General features: G+C 70.0%; 25 protein-coding genes. 7 read left to right on the plus strand and 18 right to left on the minus strand.

Features of this window, described 5'->3' with window-relative positions:
* Genes WA675_RS09855 through WA675_RS09865 form a run of 3 tightly spaced genes read right to left on the minus strand, consistent with a single transcriptional unit; the run spans position 1 to position 3,509 of the window.
* Positions 1-1,518, minus strand: coding sequence for an aldehyde dehydrogenase family protein (locus WA675_RS09855; RefSeq protein ID WP_336083826.1), 1,518 nt, complete (start codon positions 1,516-1,518; stop codon positions 1-3).
* Positions 1,519-1,545: 27 nt separating this feature from the next.
* On the minus strand, positions 1,546-2,607 hold the full coding sequence (locus WA675_RS09860; protein WP_336083827.1) for a PDR/VanB family oxidoreductase: 1,062 nt from the start codon (positions 2,605-2,607) through the stop codon (positions 1,546-1,548).
* 11 nt (positions 2,608-2,618) lie between these two features.
* The gene (locus tag WA675_RS09865; protein WP_336083828.1) at positions 2,619-3,509 is read right to left on the minus strand and encodes a metal-dependent hydrolase; all 891 of its coding nucleotides are present in this window, start codon (positions 3,507-3,509) and stop codon (positions 2,619-2,621) included.
* A gap of 97 nt (positions 3,510-3,606) precedes the next feature.
* Between WA675_RS09865 and WA675_RS09870 the strand changes: the two genes are divergently transcribed.
* A complete protein-coding gene (locus tag WA675_RS09870) occupies positions 3,607-4,221 on the plus strand; it encodes a TetR/AcrR family transcriptional regulator (protein ID WP_336083830.1) in 615 nt (204 codons plus the stop codon).
* A 206-nt stretch (positions 4,222-4,427) separates the two neighbouring features.
* On the opposite strand, the gene WA675_RS09875 is transcribed toward WA675_RS09870, so the two are convergent.
* The 3 genes from WA675_RS09875 to WA675_RS09885 are packed head-to-tail and all read right to left on the minus strand — an operon-like array spanning position 4,428 to position 8,509.
* Positions 4,428-5,105, minus strand: coding sequence for a TetR/AcrR family transcriptional regulator (locus WA675_RS09875; protein ID WP_336084176.1), 678 nt, complete (start codon positions 5,103-5,105; stop codon positions 4,428-4,430).
* A 6-nt stretch (positions 5,106-5,111) separates the two neighbouring features.
* Complete coding sequence (locus WA675_RS09880) at positions 5,112-7,277, minus strand: 3-hydroxyacyl-CoA dehydrogenase NAD-binding domain-containing protein (RefSeq protein ID WP_336083831.1); 2,166 nt, start codon at positions 7,275-7,277, stop codon at positions 5,112-5,114.
* Positions 7,278-7,297: 20 nt separating this feature from the next.
* On the minus strand, positions 7,298-8,509 hold the full coding sequence (locus WA675_RS09885; RefSeq protein ID WP_336083833.1) for an acetyl-CoA C-acetyltransferase: 1,212 nt from the start codon (positions 8,507-8,509) through the stop codon (positions 7,298-7,300).
* 491 nt (positions 8,510-9,000) lie between these two features.
* Here WA675_RS09885 and WA675_RS09890 point away from each other — a divergent pair, with 491 nt between their 5' ends.
* A complete protein-coding gene (locus WA675_RS09890) occupies positions 9,001-9,909 on the plus strand; it encodes a 3-methyladenine DNA glycosylase (RefSeq protein WP_442945593.1) in 909 nt (302 codons plus the stop codon).
* On the opposite strand, the gene WA675_RS09895 is transcribed toward WA675_RS09890, so the two are convergent.
* Positions 9,906-11,657, minus strand: a complete 1,752-nt coding sequence (locus tag WA675_RS09895; protein WP_336083834.1) for a BCCT family transporter — start codon at positions 11,655-11,657, stop codon at positions 9,906-9,908. The two genes, WA675_RS09890 and WA675_RS09895, sit on opposite strands and share 4 nt — an antisense overlap.
* 222 nt (positions 11,658-11,879) lie before the next feature.
* On the opposite strand from WA675_RS09895, the gene WA675_RS09900 reads away from it, so the two are divergent.
* The 3 genes from WA675_RS09900 to WA675_RS09910 all read left to right on the plus strand — a co-directional run bounded on the left by WA675_RS09900 (position 11,880) and on the right by WA675_RS09910 (position 15,593).
* On the plus strand, positions 11,880-13,445 hold the full coding sequence (locus WA675_RS09900; protein WP_442945594.1) for an LVIVD repeat-containing protein: 1,566 nt from the start codon (positions 11,880-11,882) through the stop codon (positions 13,443-13,445).
* Positions 13,439-14,068 (plus strand): DUF305 domain-containing protein, encoded by a 630-nt coding sequence (locus tag WA675_RS09905; protein ID WP_336084178.1) that lies wholly within the window; start codon positions 13,439-13,441, stop codon positions 14,066-14,068. Before WA675_RS09900 ends, WA675_RS09905 begins: the two co-directional genes overlap by 7 nt.
* Positions 14,069-14,393: 325 nt before the next feature.
* Complete coding sequence (locus tag WA675_RS09910) at positions 14,394-15,593, plus strand: molybdopterin-binding protein (RefSeq protein ID WP_336083837.1); 1,200 nt, start codon at positions 14,394-14,396, stop codon at positions 15,591-15,593.
* 38 nt (positions 15,594-15,631) lie between these two features.
* Here the strand turns inward: WA675_RS09910 and WA675_RS09915 are convergent, their stop codons facing one another.
* The 5 genes from WA675_RS09915 to WA675_RS09935 all read right to left on the minus strand — a co-directional run bounded on the left by WA675_RS09915 (position 15,632) and on the right by WA675_RS09935 (position 19,216).
* The gene (locus tag WA675_RS09915) at positions 15,632-15,928 is read right to left on the minus strand and encodes a hypothetical protein (RefSeq protein ID WP_336083839.1); all 297 of its coding nucleotides are present in this window, start codon (positions 15,926-15,928) and stop codon (positions 15,632-15,634) included.
* Complete coding sequence (locus tag WA675_RS09920) at positions 15,925-17,028, minus strand: hypothetical protein (protein WP_336083841.1); 1,104 nt, start codon at positions 17,026-17,028, stop codon at positions 15,925-15,927. The genes WA675_RS09915 and WA675_RS09920 overlap by 4 nt, the downstream gene beginning before the upstream one ends.
* 102 nt (positions 17,029-17,130) lie before the next feature.
* Positions 17,131-17,412, minus strand: a complete 282-nt coding sequence (locus WA675_RS09925) for a hypothetical protein (RefSeq protein ID WP_336083842.1) — start codon at positions 17,410-17,412, stop codon at positions 17,131-17,133.
* A gap of 74 nt (positions 17,413-17,486) precedes the next feature.
* Positions 17,487-18,782 (minus strand): SPFH domain-containing protein, encoded by a 1,296-nt coding sequence (locus WA675_RS09930; RefSeq protein ID WP_336083844.1) that lies wholly within the window; start codon positions 18,780-18,782, stop codon positions 17,487-17,489.
* Between the two features lie 2 nt (positions 18,783-18,784).
* Complete coding sequence (locus WA675_RS09935) at positions 18,785-19,216, minus strand: NfeD family protein (RefSeq protein WP_336083846.1); 432 nt, start codon at positions 19,214-19,216, stop codon at positions 18,785-18,787.
* A 111-nt stretch (positions 19,217-19,327) separates the two neighbouring features.
* Here WA675_RS09935 and WA675_RS09940 point away from each other — a divergent pair, with 111 nt between their 5' ends.
* Positions 19,328-20,152: a DUF3097 domain-containing protein gene (locus WA675_RS09940; RefSeq protein ID WP_336083848.1), complete on the plus strand. Its 825-nt coding sequence runs from the start codon at positions 19,328-19,330 to the stop codon at positions 20,150-20,152.
* Positions 20,153-20,194: 42 nt separating this feature from the next.
* Positions 20,195-21,010 carry a hypothetical protein gene (locus tag WA675_RS09945; protein WP_336083850.1) on the plus strand — a complete coding sequence of 272 codons (816 nt, stop codon included), beginning with the start codon at positions 20,195-20,197 and terminating at the stop codon, positions 21,008-21,010.
* Positions 21,011-21,035: 25 nt separating this feature from the next.
* On the opposite strand, the gene WA675_RS09950 is transcribed toward WA675_RS09945, so the two are convergent.
* The 6 genes from WA675_RS09950 to WA675_RS09975 form a co-directional block, all read right to left on the minus strand.
* Complete coding sequence (locus WA675_RS09950) at positions 21,036-21,425, minus strand: hypothetical protein (protein ID WP_336083851.1); 390 nt, start codon at positions 21,423-21,425, stop codon at positions 21,036-21,038.
* An 86-nt stretch (positions 21,426-21,511) separates the two neighbouring features.
* Positions 21,512-22,561, minus strand: a complete 1,050-nt coding sequence (locus WA675_RS09955) for a ferrochelatase (protein ID WP_336083853.1) — start codon at positions 22,559-22,561, stop codon at positions 21,512-21,514.
* Entirely contained in the window at positions 22,561-23,397 is an 837-nt protein-coding gene (inhA, locus tag WA675_RS09960; RefSeq protein ID WP_336083855.1) for an NADH-dependent enoyl-ACP reductase InhA, read from the minus strand. The genes WA675_RS09955 and inhA overlap by 1 nt, the downstream gene beginning before the upstream one ends.
* Positions 23,398-23,472: 75 nt before the next feature.
* Positions 23,473-24,189: a 3-oxoacyl-ACP reductase FabG1 gene (gene fabG1 / locus WA675_RS09965; protein WP_336083857.1), complete on the minus strand. Its 717-nt coding sequence runs from the start codon at positions 24,187-24,189 to the stop codon at positions 23,473-23,475.
* Between the two features lie 84 nt (positions 24,190-24,273).
* Complete coding sequence (locus tag WA675_RS09970) at positions 24,274-25,278, minus strand: VWA domain-containing protein (protein WP_336083859.1); 1,005 nt, start codon at positions 25,276-25,278, stop codon at positions 24,274-24,276.
* Positions 25,275-26,225 carry a DUF58 domain-containing protein gene (locus WA675_RS09975; RefSeq protein ID WP_336084179.1) on the minus strand — a complete coding sequence of 317 codons (951 nt, stop codon included), beginning with the start codon at positions 26,223-26,225 and terminating at the stop codon, positions 25,275-25,277. Before WA675_RS09975 ends, WA675_RS09970 begins: the two co-directional genes overlap by 4 nt.
* Between the last annotated feature and the right edge of the window lie 28 nt (positions 26,226-26,253).

Genomic DNA, 26,253 nt, shown 5'->3' on the forward strand with positions numbered 1-26,253 from the left:
TTACCGATTCCTTCCGTGCAGCACGGTGACCAGCCGATCCACGACGGCGTCGGTGGTCCGGCCACGGGTGAATGTCGTCAGGGCCAGTGGCAGCGGGAAGCGCTGCCGCGTGGTCGCCTTGGCGTAGGTGAATTCCTTGAGCCCGTCCGGTCCGTGGACGCGACCGAAGCCGGAGTCACCGACCCCGCCCAGCGGTAGGCTCGTGATCGTCGCGTGCGCGACGTAGGCGTTGATGGAGGTGCCGCCCGCGCGAATCCGGTCGGCGATCCGCTTGCCGTCGCGGCGCGCGAAGACGGTACTGCCCAGCCCGTAGGAACCGGCGTTGACCAGCTCGATCGCCTCGTCCATGTCCCGCACCCGCGTGACGGTGAGGGTCGGGCCGAAGGTCTCCTCGGTGGCGGCGAGCGCGTCCTCGGGAACTCCGACCAAGATGGTGGGTTGCACGAACTGGCCATCGATCGCGTGGGCACCCCCCAGCAGGGCCCGCGCGCCGCGCGCCAGCGCGTCCTCGATGTGGTCGCGGATGATCTCGATCTGCTTGGGCATGGTGATCGGGCCGATCTTCGCCGCGCCGGTGCCCGCGCGCAGATCCGTCGCGCGGTCGAGGAGTTCGGCGAGGAAGTCGTCGTAGACGTCGGTGTGCACGTACACCCGCTCCACCCCGAGACAGGTCTGGCCCGCATTCGACATGCCGCCCCACACCGCGGCGTCGGCGGCCGAGGCCAGATCGGCGTCGGCGTCGACGAGGAGCGCGTCCTTGCCGCCGAGTTCCATCAGCACCGGCGTCAGGGTCTCCGCGCAGGCGGCCATGACCCGTTTGCCGGTGGCGGTGGACCCGGTGAAGCCGATCTTGCCGACACCGGAGCGGCACAGCGCGGCGCCGGTCTCCCCCAGGCCGGTGATCACCTGGAAGACCGGCTGTTCCGGCACGACCGCCGCGAATCGCTCGGCGAGCCACAGCCCGACGCCCGGGGTGTACTCGCTCGGCTTGAACACCACCGCATTACCGGCGGCGAGCCCGAACGATACCGAGCCCAGCGGCGTGAACACCGGGTAGTTCCACGGCCCGATCACCCCGACCACCCCGAATGGGCGGTACTCCAACGTGCACTCCTGATTCACCGCGAGCAGGCCCGGACGCACCGAGCGCGGTCCGAGTACCTCGCGCGCGTGCGCGGACGCCCACGCGAGATGCTCCAGTGCCATGGCGATCTCGAGCTTCGCGTCCGAGATCGGCTTTCCCATCTCCCGATGGATGATCCGCGCGAGTTCGGCTCGGCCGCTGGTGATCTCGCCGCGCCACGCGTCCAGACGCCGGGCTCGCTCAGCGAAACCGAGTCCCGCCCACCAGTCGGCCGCCGGCCGCGCGGCGGCGACCGCCGCGTCGACCTCGGCCGCCGAGTGGATCGGATAGGTGCCGATCAGGGCGCCGGTCGCGGGCGAGATGACATCGAAGGTCGCCCCGGTGGTGGATCGCGTGGTGTCCGGCGCGGCCGGCAGGCTTCGGGCAGTGGACATCGTCGTCCTTTCTCGCTGGTGTGATGCTCAGAGGTCGAGGACGAGCGATTCGCCGGCCGCGCGGGAGACGCAGGTCAGCATGTGGCTCTCGCGCTCGGTGTCGAGGAGTTTGCGGTCGCGATGCTCCACCGCGCCCGCCAGAACAGCGACCTTGCAGGTGCCACAGAAGCCCTGCCTGCACGAATACACCGCGTCCGGCGTGGCCCGGAGGATGGCGGCGAGGGCGGTCTCGTCCGCCCCGACCCGGACGGTGGTCCCCGACCTGGCCAGGGTCACCTCGAACTCCCGGCCGTCGACCACCGGCAGCGCGGAGAAGCGCTCGGTGTGCAGCGAACCGGTCGGGTTGACGGCGAACGCGAGGCGCTGCGCGGCGTCGAGCACGGGCGGCGGGCCGCAGACGTAGATCGACGCGCCGGGTTCGGCGCGGCCCATGACCTCGCCGATGTCCGGGGTACCGCACTCGTCGTCCGGCCGGATCTCGACTCGGCCGCCGCCGAGGGCGCTCAGTTCGTCGAGGAACGGCATGGTCGCGCGCGAACGGCCCAGATAGATCAGCTTCCAGCGGGCGCCCGCGCGCGACGCCGCCCGGACCATGGGCAGGATGGGGGTGATCCCGATTCCGGCCGCGACGAACAGGTAGGACGGCGCGGCGATGAAGTCGAACGCGTTGCGCGGACCGCGAATCCGCAGGGTCTGCCCGACCTTCAGCTGCTCGTGGACCTCGATCGACCCGCCCGCACCGTCGGCGATGCGGCGCACCCCGATCCGGTAGTGGCGGCGGTCCTCGGGATCACCGCACAGCGAGTACTGGCGTTGCTTGCCCGAGGGCAGTACGAGATCGAGGTGCGAACCCGGCCGCCACGGCGGCAGGTCGGCACCGGTGGGCGAGACCAGCGTCAGGCCGACGACATCCTCGGCGAGCGGAGCGATCCGCTCGATCGTCAACGGGATCTCGAAGCCGCCGTGCCGCACCGGGTTCGGTCGCGAGATCAGCGGCGCGGCGCGACCTGCGACGAACAGCTGCAGGTAGCCGTCGGCGACAGCGCCCAGCGCACGCAACGCCACCGGTGGCGAGTACCGCTCGGTCATGCCCGCCGCCGTCACTGGTCCGCCCGCGCCGCGGGCGAATGCGCGAGGTAGCGCAGCGCGCGGTCCATCGGTCCCAGCTGCGACGGATGGAAGCCCGGCCGCAGGTACCGCGGAATCTCACTGACGAAGATGCCGAAGTTCGGCATGATGCCACGCGCGGTCGCCCGCACCAGCTGAACCGGCCAGAACGCACCCTTGCGTGGCGCCGGGTCCTTGGCATACAGGTAGACCGAGGACACCATGAAGGTCGCCAACAGCGTCGCGCTGGCCACCAACGCGGTGCGCGCCTTCCGCGCGTAGCTACCGTCGACGTACATGTAGGCGTCGTAGACCACACTGCGGTGCTCGACTTCCTCGGCGCCGTGCCAGCGGATCAGGTCGAGCATCGTCGGGTCCATGCCGAGGTCTTCGAACATGTCGTTCTCCAGCAGCCACTCGCCGATGACGGCGGTGTAGTGCTCCATCCCGGCGAACAGCGCCAGGCGTTCCTTGAGCCATTCCTCCTTGGCACGGCCGGTCAGGCCGTGATCACCGAGGATGCGATCGACGAACCAGGCGAAGGTCTTCACCATCGAATCGACATCGAGGCCGATGGCCTGCAGATGATCGCGCGCACCGGCGTGACTGCTGGCGTGCATCGTCTCCTGCCCGACGAAACCCTGCACCTCCTCGCGCAGTCGCTGGTCGTCGATGTAGGGCAGTGCCTCGGCGAGGGCTTGCGCCATCGCGCGCTCGCCTTCCGGCAGCACCAGGTGCATGACATTGATGACATGGGTCGCGAAGACCTCGCCCGGGATGTAGTGCATCGGCACATCACCGAAGTCGAAGTGCACGTCACGCGCGTTGATCGCGTGCGCTTCCTCGCGGTGATGACGCCTCGTTGCGTCAGCGGAGTGAGCCATGCCTCAATCGTACGATGCAACAGAGAGGATTGCAATGTTGCAGCAACAAATTCTGTAGCACTGTTGCATCTCCGCTGGAATTGCTACCGTGGTCGACATGACCGCAGCGTCCCCCACCTCGACGAACACCCCCGAAACCGACGACTCCGCGGCGGTGCGAATCCTCGACGCGGCCCTCATCCAGTTCGAACGGGTGGGCGTGAAGAAGACGACGATCGAAGACATCGCCCGACAGGCCGGCGTCGACCGGGCAACCGTGTACCGCCGCGTCGGATCCCGTGACGACGTGGTCACCGCCGTCTTCTCCCGCGAGGTCGCCCAGGTGCTGGCCGACCTGCGCAGCCTGCCGGGCAAGCACGACACCCTCGACGACCTGGTCGCCGATGTCCTGGTGACCATCGTCGGCCGGTGGCGTGCGCACCCCCTCGTGCAGCGCCTGCTGATCCTGGAACCCGACCGCGTGATGCCGCACCTCACCACCGACAGCGCCCCGACGGTCGCGATGACGATCCTGACCACCGAGGCCCTCCTGCGCGAAGCCGTCACCGCCGGACTGCTGCCCGAGCCGCCGGACCTACTGGCCCGCGCGGAAGTCCTGTGCCGTGTCGTGCACTCGATGATCCTGGCACCGACCGGCCTGCTCCCCCTGCGAACCGACGCGGAACTCGACGCGTTCGCCCGCGAGTACCTGGTCCCGATCATCACGCGCTGACGCCGCTGTCCCGTCCGTTCTTCCCGCTGGTCGGCAGTCGGCGACAACCATGACCGAAAACGGCCGGACGGCATGTACATGCCGTCCGGCCGTCTCGCGCACCGGTCTCGATTCAGCGCACCGGCGCCCGGACCCCGCGAAGGACGCCTCGGGCGCCGATGCCGCACGGCCGCGGGGAGGTCCAGCGCATCGCGGTGACGGCCGACTCAGTCGGGGGTGCGGCGGTCGGGCCCGAGTTCGCAACCGGACATCCCGTCCCAGCACAGCGCGGCGGCGACCTCGACGGCCTCGCGTTTGGGAATCGGGCGTCCGGCGTTGAGCCAGTACCGAGCGGCCAGGTGGCTCGCGCCGACGAGGCTGGCGGCGAACATGTCGGCCGGCACGGCGGCGACGCCGGCCGCGCGGATCTCGATCGCGACGAGGTCGGCGCAGGCACGCAACGCGCTGCGCACCCGCCAGTCGACGCTCGGTTCACTCGGCACGGGCGATTCGAAGACCAGCACGTACCCGCCCGGGTCCTCGTCGACGAAGTCGAAGTACGCCGCCACGGCCTCCCGCACGCGTGCCCGCGGCGAGGCCTCGGCGGTGACCGCGGCTCGGACTCCGTCGACCATCCGGTCCAGATACTGTTGCAGCACAGCCAGATACAGGTCCAGCTTGCTGACGAAATGGCTGTACAGGACAGGTTTGCTGATCCCGGCGCTGGCACTGATCTCATTCATCCGTGCGCCGTGATAGCCGCTGGCGACGAACACCTCCCGCGCGGCGACGACGACGGCACCTCGGCGATCCGCGCGCCTGCCGTCGCCTCGCACGCCCCGAGCCGGGGCATCCTCCCGGCCGCCGTGCACGACCGGGCCGGAGGGAGACGTGTCCGCCACCATCACGCTTCAGCCGAGCGTTTCCCCGGCCGCGGCCTTGGCCCGCAGCGAGTCCGGGACCTCGAACCGGTCACCGTAGGCGGCCCGCAGCTCATCGGCCCGCGCGACGAAGCCCGCCAGGCCGCCCGCGTACTGGTTGATGTACTGGATCACACCACCGGTCCACGCCGGGAACCCGATCCCGAAGATCGAGCCGATATTGGCGTCGGCCACCGTGCGCAGCACACCCTCGTCGAAACACCGCACCGTATCCAGGGATTCGGCGAACAGCATCCGCTCCTGCATGTCGACGAACGGGATGCCGTGGTCGTCGCGGGTGTACTTGTCCACCAGTCCGGGCCACAGCCGGAGCTTCTTGCCGTCGGCGTCGTACTCGTAGAAACCACGGCCCTCGAGCCGCCCCGGCCGGTCGAACTCGTCGACCATGGTGTCGACGAGCGGGTACGCCTTCGAGTCGACCCAGCGCTTGCCCTCGGCGAGCAGGTTCTCGCGCAGGCTGCGCCGGATCTTCTGCGCCAGCTTCATATTGATCTCGTCGGCCAGCGCCAGCGCGCCCACCGGGTATCCGGCCTGGGTGGCGGCCTGTTCCACCGAGGCGGGGTGCACACCCTCGGCGACCAGCGCGATGGCCTCGTCCATGAACTGCCCGATCACCCGGCTGGTGAAGAAGCCGCGGCTGTCGTTCACCACGATCGGGGTCTTCTTGATCGCCAAGGTGTAGTCGATGGCGCGGGCGATGGCCTCGTCGCTGGTCTGCTCGCCGACGATGATCTCGACCAGGGGCATCTTGTCGACCGGGGAGAAGAAGTGCAGGCCGATGAAGTCCTGCTGCCTCGCCACCCCGTTGGCCAGGTCGGTGATCGGCAGCGTGGAGGTGTTGGAGCCCAGCAGGGCGTCCGGGTTCACCAGTGCCTCGATCTCGCCGAACACCTTCTGCTTCAGGCCCGGATCCTCGAACACCGCCTCGACGACGAAGTCGCAGCCCGCGGCGTCGGCCGGGTCGGCGGTCGGGTGGATCCGGGCCAGGGTCTCGTCGTGCTTGTCCTGGGTGATCGCACCCTTGGCCAGTGCCTTGTCGAGCAGCTTGCGCGAGTAGTCCTTGCCGCGCTGCGCCGCCTCGATGGTGACGTCCTTCAACACGACCTGCATGCCGGCGCGGGCCTGCACATAGGCGATGCCCGCGCCCATCATGCCCGCGCCGAGCACGAGGACCTTCTCCGGCGTACGCACGGGGAAGCCTTCGGGGCGGCTACCGCCCTTGTTGATCGCCCCCAGATCGAAGAACAGGGACTTGATCATATTGGTCGAGACCTGTCCGCAGATCAGGTTCGCGCAGTAGCGGGTCTCGATCGCGAAGGCCGTGTCGATATCGACCTGCGCGCCCTCGACGGCGGTGGCCAGCACGGCGATCGGCGCGGGCATCGGCGCGCCCTTGAGCTGCTTGCGGACATTGGCCGGGAAGGCGGGCAGGTTGGCCGCCACCGCCGGGCTCGACGGGGTTCCGCCGGGGATCTTGTAGCCCTTGACATCCCAGGGCTGGGCGGCCTCGGGATTGGCCGCGATCCAGGCGCGGGCCTTGTCGAACATCTCCTCGCGGGACGCTGCCACCTCATGGATGATCCCGACCCGCAGGGCCTTGGCGGGCTTCATCCGCTGGCCCTGGCCGACCACATTGAGTACCGCGTTGGTGATGCCGAGCAGGCGCACGGTCCGGGTGACACCACCCGCGCCGGGCAGCAGACCGAAGGTGACCTCGGGCAGGCCGAGCAGGCTGCCCTTGGCGTCGAGGGCGATGCGATGGTGGGTGGCCAGGGCGACTTCGAAGCCGCCACCGAGGGCGGTGCCGTTGATGGCGGCGACCACCGGTTTACCGAGGGTCTCCAGCCGCCGGAACGCCGCCTTGTAGGTGTCGAGGCCGAGCGCGATCTCCGGCGCGGACTCGGGGGTCGCGTTCATCAGCAGGTTCAGGTCACCGCCGGCGAAGAAGGTGTCCTTACCCGACGTGAGGATGACACCGTCGTAGCTGTCCCGCTCGGCCTCGAGCCGGTCGACGGTCGCGGTGAAGTCGCGGGCGAACGCCTCGGTCATGGTGTTGGTCGACTGGCTCGGATCGTCGATGGTGAGCACGAGCACCCGGTCGGCGCCGAGTTCCCAGGCAATCATGTTCTCGCTCATGTGTATTCCTCTGTCCGCGCTCAGACGCGCTCGATGATGGTGGCGATGCCCATGCCGCCGCCGATGCACAGGGTCATCAGGGCACGGCGCGCGCCCCGGCGTTCGAGCTCGTCGACCATGGTTCCGGTGATCATCGCGCCGGTCGCGCCCAGCGGGTGGCCCATGGCGATCGCACCACCGTTGACGTTGAGCTTCTCGTCCGGGATGTTCAGCTTCTTCTGGTAGTTCAGCACCACCGAGGCGAAGGCCTCGTTGAGCTCGAACAGGTCGATGTCGTCGACGGTGAGCCCGGCCAGCGCCAGCACCTTCTCCGTCGCCGGGACCGGGCCGGTGAGCATGATCGTGGAATCACTGCCGCTCACCGCGGACGCGACCACCCGGGCGCGCGGGGTGAGACCCGCTGCCACACCGGCGGACTCGCTGCCGATCAGCACCAGCGCGGAACCGTCGACGATGCCCGAGGAGTTACCCGCGTGGTGCACGTGGTCGATCTTCTCGACCTGGTGGTAGCGCTGGAGCGCGACCGCGTCGAATCCGCCCATCTCCCCCATCGCCGCGAACGACGGGGTCAACCCGGCCAGGCTTGCCACCGTCGTGTCCGGCCGCATGAACTCGTCGTGATCGAGCAGCACCGCGCCGTTGATATCGCGCACCGGGACGATCGACTTGGCGAAGTAGCCACCCGACCAGGCCGCCGCCGCCTTCTGCTGCGACCGCACCGCGAAGGTGTCGACATCCTCCCGGGTGAAGCCCTCGATCGTGGCGATCAGGTCCGCGCTGACGCCCTGCGGCACGAAGTAGGTGTCGTAGTTGGTGACCGGGTCCATCGCCCACGCGCCACCGTCGGAACCCAGCGGGATCCGCGACATCGACTCCACACCACCGGCGATGACCAGCTGCTCCCAGCCCGAACGCACTTTCTGCGCGGCGGTGTTCACCGCCTCCAGACCCGACCCGCAGAACCGGTTGAGCTGCACGCCGGCCACGGTGTCGGGCAGACCGGCCGCCAGCGCGGCGGTCTTGGCGATATCGGCGCCCTGGTCGCCCACCGGCGACACCACGCCGAGCACGATGTCATCGATGGCGTGCGGGTCGAGTCCGGGATACCGGGACTTCAGCTCCTCGATGAGACCGACCACCAGGTCGAGCGGTTTGACGCCGTGCAAGGCGCCGGTCTTCTTGCCGCGGCCGCGCGGGGTGCGGATCGCGTCGTAGATGAATGCCTCGGTCATGGTTCCTCGATTGTTCGGCAGGTCAGCGATGGTGAGCGGCGCGTGGTCGGGCCGTCGAGAGCAATGAAGGTGATCCAATAGTTGGATATCCAATCAATTGCACTCTGGCAGCACTATTGGCAGTTTGTCAATATTTCGACCCGGGGCCTATCGCACTCCCTACTCACCCTCTCCAGCGGGAGTCGGTCGCACCGGGTCGGGCGAACCCACCACTGCCGCTCGGAGAGAAGACAGCAGTGGGCCCCGGCCGTGCCGCTGGGCGGCTCAATGCTTCGCGGCACCGCTTCGCCACAGGTGTGCACACCGTCGGCGTGGGGTGCGCACAACTTGGCCTGGTCAATTTCAGCACAATTAGTGCAACACTGCAATGTTATCTATTGCATTGTTGCATCCGGGGCTGCCCAGCCGCTCGGCGGCGAAGCGGCCACGTGGTCCCGATCGAGACAGCCAGGCCGTTCGGGTGTCCGGAGGCGGTGCGGGAGAATGGTCGGGTGAGCACCGATGACGCCCTCGAGCAACCCGCTCGCCTGCGGGTACTCCCACAGGTCGAGTGGCGTGAGCGGGCGCGCGCGCATCGGGAGCGGCTCGATCGGCTGGTGGGGCCCTACCTGGAGCGCAGGGCGGCGGGGACCTCGCATCCGGTGATCGATTTCCTGTTCACCTACTACGGCAACAAGCCCTCACAGCTGCGGCGCTGGCATCCCGGCTTCGGGGTGGGACTGCGGGAGGCGGCCGAGTACGCCGGGGCACGCGGATACCACCGGGTCGACGCGGACGTGTACACCGCCGATCCCGCGTACCTGGACAAGCGGCGCGACACCGTCGAGTTCGTCGCGGGGCTGCTGGGGGCGACGGCGGGACGCCCGGCGCAGCTGTCGTGTTTCGGGTTGCACGAGTGGGCGATGGTGTATCGCACCGACGAGGTGCGTCATCAGCAGGTGCCGCTGCGGTTGGGGCACGCGGGTACCGACGCGGTGGTGGAATCGATGTCGTTGCGCTGCACGCACTTCGACGCGTTCCGGTTCTTCACCCCGGACGCGGTGGGCCGCAACGCCGAACCGCTCACCCGCGCCGACCAGGTTCGGCGCGAGCAGCCGGGCTGCCTGCACGCCAATATGGACATCTACAAGTGGAGCTTCAAGCTGGCGCCGCTGATCAGCTCCGAGCTGATGCTCGACTGCTTCGAACTGGCCTGCGCCGCCCGCGAACTCGACATGCGCGCCAGCCCCTACGACCTGAGCGAATTCGGCTACCAGCCGGTGCCGATCGAGACCCCGGCGGGCCGGGCCGAGTACGTGCGTGCCCAGGCCGCCATCGCCGAATCGGCCGCGACCCTGCGGGAACGCCTGCACCGGGCCTGCCTCGCCCTCGCGGCGACACCGGCCCGGATCGACGCCTAGTCCCGGTCGCGCGCGGGCACGTCCTCGGTGCGGATGTCCTCCGCCACCACGTCGAGTTCCTCGGTCGGCTCGGTGACCAGCGAGAAGTCGCCCTCGTGGCGTTCGGTGCCCTGGTCGACGGCGACCTCGACGAGCTCGATGCCGCGATCGGCGCGCAGGATGACCGGGTCGTCGCGGAGGTCCTTGTACAGCGAGACGCACATCCCCACCATCACCACCAGGAACGGGAGCGAGACCACGGTCGTGAGCGCCTGCAGACCGGTGAGCGCGCCGCCGAGGTTGTCCGAATCGGCGATCACCAGCATGATCGCGGCGACCGCACCGGTGGCCGCGCCCCAGAAGATGACGGTCCACCGGGACGGTTCGATGCTGCCACGCTCGGACAGCGTGCCCATCACGATCGAGGCCGCGTCCGCGCCGGAGACGAAGAAGATGCCGACCAGGATCATCACCACCACCGTGGTCACCGCGACGATCGGGTACTGATCGAGCAGGTGGAACAGCGCGTTGTCGGAGTCGACGGTGCCGTCGGGTTCGGTGAGGTTGTGGTGTTCGGTCTGCTCGGCGATACCGGCGCCACCGAAGATCGCGAACCACAGCAGGCTCACCGCGCTCGGCACGAGCAGCACGCCGGTGACGAACTGCCGGATGGTGCGGCCCCGGCTGATCCGCGCGATGAACATGCCGACGAACGGGGTCCAGGAGATCCACCAGGCCCAGTAGAAGATGGTCCAGCTCGACAGCCAGGCCTTCATGGCCTCGTCGCCCGCGCCGGTGCGCGAGGCCATCGTCGGCAGGAACTCGACGTAGTCACCGAGCGAGATCGGCAGCATGTTGAGCATGAACAGAGTGGGCCCGGCGATGAAGACGAAGGCCGCGATCGCCAGCGCGAGAACCATATTGATGTTGGACAGCCACTGGATGCCCCGCTCGACCCCGGACACCGCCGAGATCACGAACGCGACGGTCAGCCCCGCGATGATCGCGACCAGGCCGACCTTGCCGATCCCGTCGATCCAGCCGTTGAACTCCATTCCGGCGCCGATCTGCAAGGCGCCCAGGCCCAGCGAGGCCGCGGAACCGAACAGCGTCGCGAAGATCGCCATCATGTCGATCGCCCGGCCGCCGGGGCCCTCGACGCGGCGGCCGAGCAGCGGCCGGAACACCGAGGAGATCAGCTGTGAGCGGCCCTTGCGGAAGGTGCCGTAGGCGATGGCCAGCCCGGCGACGGCGTAGATCGCCCACGGGTGCAGCGTCCAGTGGAACAGAGTGGTGGCCATCGCGACCTCGGCCGCGGCGGGACTGCCCGGTTCGGCGGTGTGCGGCGGCGGACTCACGAAATGCGACAGCGGTTCGGCCACACCCCAGAACATCAGCCCGATGCCCATGCCCGCGCTGAACATCATCGCGATCCAGGACACCGTCCGGAACTCGGGCTTCTCGTCGTCGGCGCCCAGCGGGATGCGCCCGTACCGGCTGATCGCCAGCCAGATCACGAAGAAGACGAAGGCGGTGGCGACCAGCACGAACAGCCAGCCGGTATTGGTGATGACCCACTTCTGCGCCGTGCTCGCGAAGGAGGCCAGGCTCTCGTCGTCCAGCACACCCCAGATCACGAAGGCGACCGTGCCGATCGCGGTGGCGCAGAAGACGAACAGGTCGAGCCGGGGTTTACCCGGCGATCGGTGGGCTACCGCGTCCCCGGCCCCGTCCGTGCCACCCGAGGTGCCTACGACATCGTTCGACATGGAGTCCGAGTCCTTTCCGGTCGCGGTGTCGGCGTATCGCGCCGCGCCAGTCGTTACCTGAGCAACCGTACAGCGTGCCTCCGGCCGCAGGGCGGATTCGACCCGCCGGGCCAGCGGCCGATTCGCCGAAACCGGCCGTGCGGGTACCGCACTCGCCTTACCATCCGAAGACGGCAACTGTCTGAGCCAGTCAGCGCCGGAGAGCACGGTCGGGGAGGCACGATGCGCACACGAAGACTTCGTCATGGGACAGCACTCGCTGCGATGCTCGCGCTCATCGCCCTCGCGATACCGTCCGGGGCCGCCGCCGATCCGGTCGCCGACCTCGCGGGAACCGTGCGCGAGTTCGTCGATGTCGGCCGCACGGCGGTGCCCCGCGCCGACTGCGGACCGGGCTCGCTGCCCGAGACCGGACTCCAGGGCGACGTCCCCGCGGCTGACCGGGACAGTGGCCGCAGCACTCTCGGCTACCGCTGCAATATGTCGATGGTCGGCGGCTACACCGGGCGCGGCGCGGGCATCACCTCCACCAGTTTCGAGCACTGCGCCTATGTCGGTTCGTTCTTCCCCGGCACGCTGCTCGGCGAACATCCCGGCGTGCAGGTGCTCGACGTGTCGGATCCGGCGCATCCGGTGCTGACCGCGACGCTGGCCGAGCCCGCCATGCTGGCCGGGACGTGGGAGACATTGAAGGTCAACACCACTCGCAAACTGCTCGTCGGCACCGGCGTGCCGGTCGGGCTCGGGGCGGGGTATTTGTCGGTCTACGACATCTCCGACTGCGCGCATCCGCGCCTGCTCAACCCGGGCACCGGGTCGAATCTGCTGATGCCGCTGCCGATCACCACGCACGAGGGCGGCTTCTCCCCCGACGGGCGCACCTACTGGGCCTCGGGCCTGGTGCCGGGTTTCCTCAGTGCCGTCGATCTCACCGATCCCGCGCAGCCGCGGGTGATCTGGCAGGGGCTCACCGGGATCGAGGCGCACGGGATGGGCGTGAGCCCCGACGGCAACCGGCTCTATCTCTCCGCGCTCGGCGGGTTCACCGTGCTCGATGTGAGCGCGGTGCAGCGGCGTGACCCGAATCCGCAGGTGCCGCATCTGGGTCGCACGTTCTGGACCGACGGCTGGGCCACCCAGCACAGCGTGCCGGTCACCTACGACGGCGTGCCGCATCTGTTCACCGTCGACGAGGGCGGCTCGGGCGGGGTGAAGCTCATCGATGTCGCCGAGGACACCGCGCCGCGGATCCGGACCAAGGTCAAGCTCGAGATCAATCTGCCGGAGAACATCGATGCCGGGATCGGTTCGGCCATGGGCGGTTCGGCGTTCTCCTACGAATCGCACTATTGCACCGCCGACCGGCCCGCGAATCCGACCGCGCTGGCCTGCGGCTGGATCGCCTCCGGCATCCGGGTGTTCGACGTGCGCGATCCCGACGCGATCCGCGAGATCGCCTATTTCAATCCGCCCGCCAGGACCGGGCGCAATCTCGAGATCTGGAACTCGCCGCACGCGCTGGCCTCGATCATCGGCATTCCGGTGATGACGGCACCCGCTGCGCTGCGCTCGCTGGCCGAGGGGCTGATCGATCCGGCCCAGATCCTCACCGCCCGCGCCGGGGACATCGCCTTCGGTGACCTGTCCACCGATTGGTGCCTGTCGCCGCCGGAATGGCGGGGCGATCAGCTCTATGTCACCTGTTCGGACAATGGGTTCATGGTGTTGCGGCTCGACAACGGCGTCTATGTGCCGCCCGCCGATCAGGAATCGACGGTGGGATCGTGAGCGCGCGGGCGCTCCGCGTCGCCGCGGCGGCCGTGGCGGCGGTCTTCCTGCTGGTGCTCGGCGCGGCCCTGCGCCCGGTCCTGATCCCGGAAACCACCGCGGCCGCACCGGTTCTCACCGCGACCGAGCTGGGTTTCGTCCAGGACATGACCGCCCACCACCAGCAGGCACTGATCCTGGCCGAACGTCTCGACCCGGCCGCCGATCCCACGGTGCGCAGGCTCGCCGACCAGATCGCCGACACCCAGCGCGTGGAGATCGGCACCCTGCTGGGCTGGACCCAGCTCGCCGGGGCGGCACCGACGGCCGCGCAGCCGATGGCCTGGATGCCGGAAACCGGCTCCCACCACCATGATTCGACGGCGAGTGCCGTGTCGATGCCGGGGCTGGCCACCACCGCCGAGCTCGACGCGCTGGCCGCCGCCCGCGGAGCAGCCGCCGAAATCCTGTTCCTGCGTTTGATGTACCGCCATCACGCGGGCGGAATCACCATGGCCCGCACCGCCGATACCCTCCTCGCCTCGGGCGCGGTCAAACAGTCGGCGCGGGCGATGGTGCAGTCGCAGAGCCAGGAACTGGGGTATCTCGGAATGCTGCTCGACGCGCGGGGTGCGCGGCTCTGAGCCCGGCATCGGCGGCGCCACCATAGCGACCGGCCTACGATGCGACTATGGGCGGGGATACGGGGGAGCCACAACCACTCACGGCGCGGGAGGCAGGCGCGCTGCTGCTGGGCGCGGTCACGCTGATCATGATCAGTCTCGACAGCGGCGGATTCGGGCCGAGCTGAGCCGAGGCGCGCGGATGTGTCCGAGTGCGCACCGGGGGCTGGGACCCCGGGTGAGGACAACGTCACCGTGGGGCAACTGCTCAGAAAATCACAGGCAATGGGATCTATGGACGATATGTCGGATTATCGGTGACCTGTGGGCGGAGGCTGACGTGGTGGTGAGCGCACGAGCGGGCGTGGTGGCGAAGGCCGGTCTGGCCGAGGTGCGCGCGCGGATCGCGGCGGAACTGGCGCCGATCGCGGTCCGGGAACTGCCGGTGGCCGAGGCGGTCGGGGCGACGCTGGCCGTCGCGCTCACCGCGGGCACGCCGCTGCCGCGGGTGGACAGCGCGGCCATGGACGGCTACGCCGTCGCCGGGCCGGGACCGTGGTGGCAGCTGCATCAGCAGGTGCGCTACGCGGGCCGCAACTGCTCGGTCGTGCTCGCGCCCGGCGAGGCGGTGCGCATCGCCACCGGGGCCGCTACCCCCCTGGGAACCACCGCCACGCTGCGGGACGAGCACGTCGTGCGCACGACCGTCTCCGGGAAACAGGTCGTCATGCGCGCCCCCGAGGCGCCGCTGCGCGACGACACCCGCCGCCAGGGCGAGCACTGGGACAGCGGCACCGTCCTCGCGCGCGCGGGGGCGCGGATCTCGGCCGCGGTGGCCTCGGCCGCGCTCAGCGCCGAAGCCGAGACCGTCACCGTGCGCGGGCCGTTGCGCGCCGATGTGGTGATGACCGGCGACGAGATCCGGGCCGTCGGACCGCTCGCGCCCGGCGAGACCCGCGATTCGCTGGGCCCGGTCCTGCCGGAGTTCCTGCGCTGCTGCGATATCGAGAGCACCGGGCTGTGGCACCTCGCCGACAGCGAGGACCTGCTGCGCTCCTGGCTCGGCCTGAAGTCCCACGCGGATCTGGTGGTCATGGTCGGGGCGACCGGTCGCGGCGCCGCCGACCACCTGCGCCCCCTGCTCGCCGACCTGGGCGCCCGCGTCATCGTCGACCGGGTCGCCCTGCGCCCCGGCGGCTCCACCCTGGTCGCCCAGCTCCCCGACGGCCGCGTCCTGCTGGGCCTACCCGGTAACCCCCTCGCCGCCGTCGCCGCCCTCCTCGCCATCGGCCCCGCCGTCGCCGACGCCCTCACCCTGCGCACCCCCGGCCCCACCATGTGGGGCCGCCTCTCCGACGCAGGCATGATGGCCGGGGAGGCCACCCGCATCGTCCCCGTCCAGCAGCACCCCGGCGGCGTCTGGCGCAGCACCGGCCCCGCCCACACCCCCCACCTCGCCGGGCTCATCGGCTGCCAGGCCCTCGCCGTCCTCCCGCCCGGCACCGGCCGGGGCAGCCTCGTCGAACTCCTGCCGCTTCCCTACTGATCACCGAACCCTCGGTACGGCACGCACTGCCGACGTGGTCAGGCGTCGGCGGCGGCAGTGGTCGCCCGAGCGTCCGAACGCCGCCGGAAGTAATCGACTGTCAGCATCACCGCGCGGGAGATCAGCACCGACGGGACGACGACCAGCAGCGCGATCCGCAGGACCACCAGCGTGGCGGTCGCGAGCACGAACGCCGGGCTCAGCCCGTCGGGCGAGCCGAAGCCGTGGCGCGCGGACAGTGCCGACACGACCACGGACAGGACGAGATAGGCCACGCCGAGAATCACCGGCAGGCGGATCGGCTTCCACCAGGCGCGCAGCACGACGGTGTTCACGCGGCCAGCTCCGGGCCGGAGGTCAGGAACGCCAGCAGCAGGGCGTTGCCGATCACGCCGCCGGTGGCGAAACGCGCGCGGTCACCGCTGCGCAGGGGCACGCCGAACAGGTCGGTGGTGCGGTACAGGCGGGTGAACAGGTCGCGATGCCCGAACGCACGGGCCGGGGCCAGCGCGAATCCGGTGGCCGACACCGATATTCCGAGAACCAGCGGACCGCTGTCCATATCACCCGCACCGCGGTATCCGGCGCCGTACTCGTCGATCGCGCCGAAACCCAGCACGCGACGTTCCTGCCCGAACAATCCCGCCGCCAGTTCCTCGGCCAGCGACCGGTCCGCGAAGCCCGCGAAGTAGGCGGCCAGTCCGGTCCCGGAGGCGCGCGGGGCGTCGTGGGCGCGTCCGTCGGTGCCCATCCGCTGGATCACCAATCCGGTGGGCCGATCGATCTGCACCGCGCGAACCCGCTCCGCCCAGTGGGCGAGCACGGCCGTGTGATCGGCGCCGGTGACCCGCCCGTGTACCGCGATCGCCGCCGCCACCGCCGCCACATCCGTCGGATACGCCTCGCCGGGGAAGGTGTCGAGCAACCCGGTCGGCGAGGCGAGCAGCCGCCGTTCGAAGGCCGCGATCAGCGCGTCGTGACGGGCCGCGAGCTCGGCCGGGAACGCCGGATCCACCAGGCGGGCCATCCCGAGCGCCAGCGCGGGATAGGACAGGTAGGCGTGCCCGTCCCCGCTGTCCAGGTCGGCCAGACCGTCCCGGCCGTGCCAGGCGTCGGTGAATTCGAACCGCAACTGCGGCAGCAGACTCTTCGTCGCCGCCCGGGTGACCACCGGGCCGTACCGCCCCGCCCATTCCGGATACGCCAGCGACACCTGCGCGAGCCCCAGCGCCGTCATCTGATGCGCGAGCAGCCCCCACATCCCGACCACCCGATCACGTCCACCACCCGCCCGCCACCGGTCGTCCACGGCCTCGAAGGCCACCATCTCCTCGGCCAGCGCCCGCACCCGCTCCGGCTCACCCCGGAACCACCCGTCAGCCGCACGTCCACACCACCACCGCGGCACCGCGCTCACCACAGCGAAAGACACCACGACAGCGACCACGACGGCGACAACACGCCGCGCCCCCGGCCCCAAACCTCCCATCCCGCGAAGATACCTGCGCGACAACCAACTTCGCCGCCTGTCGCCCCCTTACCCAGGTCGCCGGGCCGACTCCAGGACGAGCGCCAGGAATTCCTCGACGGACTCGGTGACGTAGCTGAAGTCGTAGTACTTCTTGGTGCCGCCGCGGGTGGTGTAGGTCACCTCGCCGATGTGACGGTAGTACGTCCGTAAGTCGTCCGAGCAGATGCGTGTTGCGGCCCAGAGGTCGTCGACCGCGGCGTCGGCGGGGCGCACGGATGCGGCACCGGCGGCCGTCACGAGGTCGGCGGACCACTGGTGGAGCCATTCGTCGGTGAGTGCGGTCGACATGGGTGTCCTCTGGGGTGAAGGGAAACGGGACCGGCCCCGGCGCGTGGGTGCGTCGGGGCCGGTCGGGAGCAGGGTCAGTGCTGGGGTGGCTGCCAGGGGCGGCCGTAGGGGTCTTCGGGGCGTGGGGGCTGCTGGGGCGGCTGGTGCTGGGGTGGCGGCGGGGCCTGGTGTTGCTGGGGTGGGGCCGGGCGCTGCTGGGGGGCGATCGGCGGGGGGACCGGGAGGGGCGGCGGGGGCTCGACGGGGGCGGCGGGCTTGGGGCGGGGGGCGTCGAGGCTGTCGACCGGGGTGCGGGCGGTGGCCTCGGCGGCGCGGACGGCCTGCTCGATCTTGGGGTCGGAGGCGGTTTCGAACCAGTCGGCGACGTCGGAATCGTCCTCGATCCGCACCGGCTGCGGCTCGTCGGTGGACGGCTCGTAGCGGAAGACGCCGTCCTCGCCCTTGGTGGCGAAGTTCTGCGCGAAGCCTTCGAGGGCCTTGCCGAAATCGCTGGGCACCAGCCACACCTTGTTGGCGTCGCCGCGCGCGACCATCGGCAGCGTCTGCATGTATTGGTAGGCCAGCAGCTCGGGGGTGGGCTTGCCGTTCTTGATCGCGGCGAACACCTTCTCGATCGCCTTGGCCTGACCCTGCGCCTGCAGGTAGGAGGCCGCGCGCTCACCCTGGGCGCGCAGGATGCGGCTCTGCCGCTCACCCTCGGCCGAGAGGATCGACGACTGCTTGGCACCCTCGGCGGAGAGGATCTGCGCCTGCTTGGCGCCCTCGGCGGTCTTGATCTGCGACTCGCGGGTGCCTTCGGCGGTGAGGATCATCGCGCGCTTCTCGCGGTCGGCCTTCATCTGCTTCTCCATCGATTCCTGGATCGACGGCGGCGGATCGATGGACTTGAGCTCCACGCGGGCCACCCGCAGGCCCCAGCGGCCGGTGGCCTCGTCGAGCACGCCGCGCAGCTGGTTGTTGATCTGGTCGCGCGAAGTGAGCGTCTCCTCGAGCGTCATGCCACCGACCACATTACGCAGCGTGGTGACGGTGAGCTGCTCGACCGCTGCGATGTAGTTGCTGATCTCGTAGACCGCGGCCTGCGGGCTGGTGACCTGGAAGTAGACCACCGAGTCGATCTGCAGGGTGAGGTTGTCCTGGGTGATCACCGGCTGCGGCGGGAAGGACACGACCCGTTCGCGCAGATCGACTTTCGCCCGCACCCGGTCGGCGAACGGCACGAGGAACGTCAGCTGACCGGACACCGTGCGCGAGTAGCGCCCGAGACGTTCGATCACCGCCGCCTCGGCCTGCGGCACGAGCGCGATCGATTTGAAGACCACCACCACGACCAGCAGGACGAGGACGGCGGCCACGATCAAGGCAACCATTGCTAAGGACCCTTCCAGACGACGGCGGTCGCGCCGTCGATCTTCATCACGTAGACGGTCACACCGGCTTCGTACACTTCGCTCGGATCCAGCGGACGCGCGGTCCACACCTCACCACCGAGCTTGACCTGCCCCGAATGCGCCGCCACCTCCTCGAGCACCAGCGCCGACTTGCCGGTGAGGGCGTCGACTCCGGTCGGATTCGGTGGGGGCGTGCCGAATCGGCGGCGCAGCACCGGGCGCACCCCGAGGAACAGCACCCCCGAGATCGCGGCGAACACCAGCGCGTCACCCCACAGCGGCAGCCCCGCCGCGGCGCTGACCCCCGCGGTACCCAGCGCGGCCGCACCGAGCATGAGCAGCGTCAGATCCCCGGTGAGCATTTCCGCCGCCGCGAGCACGATGCCCGCGATCAGCCAGACTATTGCGGCCACCCCACCACCGTACCGTCTCGGTGCCCGTTCCGGCCGGACAAGCGCCGGGGCCGCCGACTCGCGCGCGGTGCTGCGTTGGGCGCGTGGACAGTTGGCGGTAGCTTCGGGGGTGTGAGTGCACGTGGCGGGTACGGCGACATCTTTTCCGGACACCAGCGCACCAGGAAGGTCCCGGTCCCGGTCGTGGTGGCCGAGCGCGACCTGGTGGTGGAGGACGCGGCGAGCGGATTCTGCGGTGCCGTAGTCGGTTTCGACCGCGGCTACGACGGCGAGTTCGTGAAGCTCGAGGACGGCCGCGGCACCGTCCGGCTGTTCGCGCTGCGCGAGGCGGCGTTCCTCATCGACGGCAGACCGGTGACGCTGGTGAAGCCCACCGCCACCACCCCGGCACCGCCGACCCGCTCGGCCTCGGGTTCCACCCGGGTGGAAGGTCTGCGGGCCCGGGTCGCGCGCGCGAGCCGGATCTGGGTGGAGGGCGTGCACGACGCCGCCCTGGTGGAGCGGGTCTGGGGCCACGATCTGCGGGTCGAGGGCGTGGTGGTGGAGCATCTGGAGGGCTTGGACAACCTGGGTGCCCGGCTCGCCGAGTTCGAGCCCGGTCCCGGTGCCCGGGTGGGTGTGCTGGTCGACCACCTGGTGACCGGGTCGAAGGAGACCCAGCTGACCACCGGCCTGGGCCCGCACGTGCTGGTCACCGGGCATCCGTTCGTCGACGTGTGGCAGGCGGTGCGCCCCGCCGCGGTCGGTATCGAGGCATGGCCGGTGGTGCCGCGCGGCGAGGACTGGAAGACCGGCATCTGCGCCCGGCTGGGCTGGGGCACCCCGCAGCAGGGGTGGCGCCGGGTGTACGACGCGGTCGACTCGTTCCGTGATCTCGAGGCCCCGCTGATCGGCGCGGTGGAACGGCTCATCGACTTCGTGACCGAACCGGACTAGTCCCGGCGCAGGGCACGCGGCGAACCTTTATGCTCGATGATTATGTGCTCTCCCAGTGCGACGCTGACGCTGTGGGCCGGCTCCTGGCTGGCCGGTACCAGCGCGCCCGACGACGTACTGGAAGCGTTGCACGCCTGGGCTTCCCGGCACACCATCGCCGCGGGCGACCCGGTCACCGGCGGCCGCACCGATCTGCCGTGGACCTCGCACGAGGCGGGCACCGGCTCGGGGGCGATGCCGCTGCTCAAGGTGATCCGCGAGGCCATGGCGCCCGCGGGCGCGCAGCTGCGCCTGGTCCTGCCCGCCCCCGGTGACGTGCGCGGGCTGCCGGTGGGCACCGCCTTCGCCGCCGACGCCATCGACGCCGAGGAAGGGCTGCTGCTGGGCGTCCCCGGTCAGCCGGGCACCGGCCTGATCCCGCAGTGGGACGACGACGAAACCCTGCAGTGGACCGTGTACAGCGTGGACATTCCGCGGGTCGACGGCCCGGACATGTCGCTGGGCGAGGCCGAGTACACCATGCGCGAATCGGTCCGCGACGCCGCCGACGCGCTCATGCGCCTGCACACCACCGCGCTCGGCGCCGGGGACGCCGACCCGCGCGAGCAGATCGAAGACCAGCTGGCCGCCTACTCCCGGCACGCCTATCCGGACTCGATCCCGTTGCGCGCCAAGCGCATTCTCGACACCGCCGATCACGTGGCGGCCATTCTCACCGTCGCCCAGCACGAGCCCGCGTCCTCACCCACCTCGGCCAGCGCGCTGGACTCGCACGAGTCGCTGCTGCGCCCGCTGTGGAACACGATCCGCGAGGCACGGCTGGTGGCGGTGCACACCGCGTCGGGCCGCCTCGACTGATCGGCGCGAATCGGCCGGTCGCGGTTCAGAATCCGCCGAGTGCCGTGCGCAGGGTGGGGACCGCGAGCACCACGAGGGTGTCGTCGCGGACGACGGGGCAGGTACGGCCGGTGACGGTGTCGACGATGTCGCGATCGTAGGACAGCGCGGCGTTGGCGACGGTGTCCTGGACGGTCCACAGTTTCATGGCGCCGGTGAAGGCCACCCGGGCGACCTCCGGACCGAGCGCCTTCCAGGTGCCCTGCTGGCCGTCGAGGATGCCGCACAGTTCGTCGACCGAGGCCTGCGAGATGGTGGGCTCGGTGGGGGCGGGCGGTTCGGTCTCGTAGCCGGACTCCTTGCCGCAGCCGCTCAGGCCCAGGGTCGCGGCGGCCAGCACGAGCACCAGGCCGTATCGGGGCGCTGTCGAACGCATCGGAAGTCCTCCGATCTGTCGAGCACAACTCCGCAAAGCCTACTCCCCCGGCCCCGGGTCTCCGGCGAATGTTTATCCGGTTGTGTTCAGCGCCGGGCGGGACGGGCGGGCGGCTCGCAGCAGCCGGGAGCGCAGAGCGCGCCGTCGGCGGTGCAGCCGTAGCCGGGGACGGTGCCGAGTTCGCGGACCGCGCCCGCGCTGGTGCGCTCCTGGATCAGCTCGACGATCATCCGGGAGAACCGCGGATCGGTGCCGGGGGTGGCCGCGCGCGCGAAGGCCATGCCGAGCTCGGCGGCGCGGGTGGCGGCCTCGTTGTCGAGATCCCAGATCACCTCGAGGTGATCGGAGACGAAACCGACCGGGCACACCACCACCGCGTCGACGCCCTTGCCGTGCAGGACGTCGAGATGGTCGACGATGTCGGGGTCCAGCCACGGCACCTGCGGCGGGCCGGAGCGCGACTGCCACACCACGTCGTAGTCGGTGAAACCCGTTGCCGCGGCGCACAAGCGGGCCGCTTCGGCGACCTGCCTGCTGTAGAGGCGGCCACCGTCGGCGGGCGGGCCCGCGGCGGCGTCGGCCGAGACCGGGATGGAGTGCGCGGTGAACACCAGGCGGGCACCGGCCCGGCGCGGCTCGGGCAGCAGGCCGACGGCGGCGGTGATCGCGTCGGCGAAGGACTCGATCAGCAGCGGGTGGTCGAAGTACTGGCGCAGTTTCACCAGTTCGGGGGCCTGCGCGCCGACGGCGGCCCTGGCCCGGGTGATGTCCTCGTCGTACTGGCGGCAGCCGGAGTAGCCACCCCAGGCGGACGTGGGGAAGACCAGCGCCGAGCGCACGCCGTCGGCGGTCATCCGGGCGACGGTGTCCTCGACCATCGGGTGCCAGTTGCGGTTGCCGAAGTACACCGGCAGGTCGAGCCCGGCGGCGGCCAGATCGGCCTCGAGGGCGGCGATGATCTCCCGGTTCAGGGCATTGATCGGCGAGACGCCGCCGAAATGCAGGTAGTGCTGCGCGACCTCGGCGAGCCGTTCCGGCGGTACCCCGCGGCCCCGAGTGACGTTCTCCAGGAACGGGAGCACGTCCTCGGGGCCTTCGGGGCCGCCGAAGGACAGCAGCAGCAGGGCGTCCGGCATCAGTTGCTGGTGAAGCCCTCGGGGAACCACATGTTGTGGCTGGCACCGCCGTCGACGTAGATGATCGAGCCGGTGGTGGCGGGCAGCCAGTCCGAGAGCAGCGTGACGATCGACTTGCCGACCGCGCGCGCGTCGGCGCCGTCCCAGCCGATCGGCGACGCGCCGTCCCAGTACTCGTCGAGCTGACGCAGCTGCTTGGCGTCGTCGGTGGCGGTACCCGCGATGGCCTTGGCGGCCAGGGTCTTCACCGGGCCCGCGGCGATCAGGTTGGAGCGGATCTTCTTGGCGTAACCCACTTCCCGGGCCACGTACCGGTTCACCGACTCCAGCGCGGCCTTGGAGACACCCATCCAGTTGTAGTACGGCATCGCCACGCGCGGATCGAAGTCCATGCCGACGAGCGAGCCGCCCTCGTTCATCACGGGCAGCACGGCGCGGGCCAGCGAGGCGTAGCTCCACGCGGAGATCTCGAAGGACTTGGCCACATCGGGGCCCGGACCCTCCAGGAACGGCACCGCGTCCGGACCCATCAGGGTCTTGGGCGCGAACGCGATCGAGTGCAGCACACCGTCGATGCCCTCGGGCGCCAGCTCGCGCAGCGCACCCGCCAGCGCGCCCAGGTTCTCCTCGTTGGTGATGTCCAGCGGGATCGCGGGCGGCACCTCCTGCGGGAGGCGCTTGGCGATGCGGTCGATGAGCCGCAGCCGCTCCGGGATGCCGGTGATGATCACCTTCGCGCCCTGCTCCTGCGCGACCGCGGCCGCGCTGAACGCGATCGACGAGTCGGTGATGATGCCGGTGATCAGGATGGTCTTGCCTTCGAGCAGTCCGCCCATGAGTATTCGGTTCTCCCTGAGATCGATATGGTTTGCCGCCACCTTGTCGGTGGCGCGGGGGGATCCGTTAGCGGATCAGTGGCCCATTCCCATGCCGCCGTCGACCGGGATGACGGCACCGGAGACGTAGCGGGCGTCCTCGGAGGCGAGGAAGCTGACCACGGCCGCGATCTCCTCGGGCTGGCCGACGCGCCGCAGCGGAATGTACTTCTCGACCATGTCCTTCATGTCCGCGGGCAGGTCGGCGGTCATATCGGTTTCGATGAAGCCCGGCGCGACGACATTGGCGGTGATGTTGCGCGAGCCGAGTTCGCGAGTGACCGAGCGGGCCAGCCCGATGACACCGGCCTTGGACGAGGCGTAGTTGATCTGACCGGCCTGGCCCATCATGCCGACGACCGAGCCGAGGAAGATCATCCGGCCCCACTTCGCCCGCAGCATGGCGCGGTTGGCGCGCTTGGCGACGCGGAACGCGCCGGTGAGGTTGGCGTCGATGACCTTCTCGAACTGCTCCTCGGTCATCCGCATGAGCAGGGTGTCGTCGGTGATGCCCGCGTTGGCGACCAGTACCTCGACCGGACCCTGGTGCTCCTCGACCTCGGTGAAGGCGCGATCGACCGATTCACTGTCGGTGACATCGCACTTCACGCCGAACAGGCCCTCGGGCACCCCCGATCCGCGATGCGTGACGGCGACCTTGTGGCCGTCGGCGAGCAGGCGCTGGGCCACCGCGAGACCGATACCGCGATTACCGCCGGTGACCAGGACCGACCGGGATGTGACGTTCGACATAGGGTCCAACCTATCTGTTCCAGTTCGTGGGCCCCGCGTCAGGGTCGCGGCGCTGCGAGGACTCACAACGCGGGGCGGTGCGTGCTAGGGCAGGCGTTGACGATAGAGCAAACTCACCACGACACCGGCGGTGACGAACAGCATGCCCGCCAGCAGCCAGGGCCTGCTCGCGTCGCCGCGGGTGGTCTCGTAGCCGATCTGCTCTTCGAGGGTGTCGTAGACCGCGGTGAGTTCGGCCAGCGAGGAGGCGGTGTAGAAGTCGCCGCCGGAGAGCTTGGCGATCTCCTGCAGCGAGTCGTTGTCGACCGGCACCTTCACCCGCTGCGAGCCCTTGCCGTCGGAATCCGGGATCTCCACCGTGCCCCATTCGGTGCCGAAGGAGATCGTCGAGACCGGGATGCCCTTGTTCTTGGCCAGCCGGGCGGCGGTGAAACCGTGGCGCGGGTTGTCGACGTCCTTGTCGTCGGGCACGGTTTGCTTGCCGTCCGACATCAGCACCACGCGCGCGGGCGGGGGCGTCTCGGCGCCGCCGAGCACCGCGGCCAGGGTGTCGATGGACTGCAGGGCGGTCAGGATGCCCTCGCCGGTGGCGGTGCGCTCGGCCAGCTTGATGTTGTCGATGGAGTGCTTGACGGCCTCGCGGTTGGTGGTCGGCGAGACCATCACCGAGGCGGTGCCCGCGAAGGTGACGAAGCCGAGGTTGATGCCCGGGGTGAGCCCGTCGACGAATTCCTTACCGGCCTTCTGGGCGACCTGCAGCCGGTTGGGCGGCACGTCGGTGGCCTCCATCGACAGCGACACGTCCATCACCAGGACCACGGTCGCGCGATTGCGCGGCACCTTCTGCACCGCCGTCGGTCCGGCGGCGGCGATGGTGAGCAGGATCAGGCCGACCAGGATCAGCGCGATCGGGGCGTGGCGCATCGGGCTCGGCCGTGACGGCGCGACCTTCTCGAGCACGGTCATGTTGCCGAACTGCAGCATCCGCTTGTGCCGGGCGCGCTGCACCAGCACATAGCCGAGGACCAGCAGCGCGACGACGAGCAGGAAACCCAGCCAGGCGACGGCCGTGAAATGCGAAATACTCACTGGCGAGGCACCCGCCCGCTCGGGGCGCCGAGACTGTGGCGCCGGGTGGACACGAACCGGACCACATCGGCGATCCAGTCCCGATCGGTCTGCAACGACAGCACCGGCGCGCCGCAGCTGCGCAGCGCCTGCTGCACCTGTTCGCGCTGGGCCTTGGCCGCGGCCGCGAAATCGGCGCGCAGCGTCGGGGTGACGCTGAATTCGCGGGTGCGCCCGGACTCCGGGTCGTGCAGCACCACGTCGCCGCCGTCGGGCAGGGCCACGTCGAGCGGGTCGAGCACCTCGACGGCGAGCAGGTCGTGGCGCGCGGAGATGGCGCGCAGCGACCGCTGCCAGTCGACGTCACCGAGGAAGTCGCTGATCACCACGGCCAGACCGCGTTTGCGCTGCGGGCGACGCAGCGATTCGATGCCCGCCTTCAGATCACCGCGCACGCCGTCGCGGGCGTGCGGGGTGGTGGCGATGCCGCGCAGCATGGTCTGCGCGTGCAGGCGCCCGCTGCGCGCGGGAATGCGGACAAGGTCCTGGCCGGTAGCGACGACGGCGCCGATCCGGTTGCCGCCGCCGGAGGTGAGGTGGGTGATCGCCGCGGCGGCCGCGATGGCCAGGTCGCGCTTCTGCACCCGGCCGGTGCCGAAGTCCAGGCTCGACGACAGGTCGACCACGAGCCAGGTCTCCAGCTCGCGGTCGGCGATCATCTGCCGCACGTGCGGATGGGTGGTGCGGGCGGTGACCGACCAATCCATCTGCCGCACATCGTCACCCGGCTGGTACAGCCGGGCCTCGCCCGGTTCCGACCCGGGACCGGGGATCAGGCCCTGGTGGTCGCCGTGCAGCACGCCGTCGAGGCGGCGGCGCACCGTGAGCTCCAGCGTCTTGAGCGCGGCCGCCAGCTTCGGATCGGTCAGTTCACCGGCACGGAACGACGGCGGCGCGTGGGACGACATGGGCACGCGGACAACGGGTTCCGGAGCA

Origin of the sequence: Nocardia sp. SSK8, from assembly GCF_037034205.1 — a bacterium.
GTDB lineage: Bacteria > Actinomycetota > Actinomycetes > Mycobacteriales > Mycobacteriaceae > Nocardia.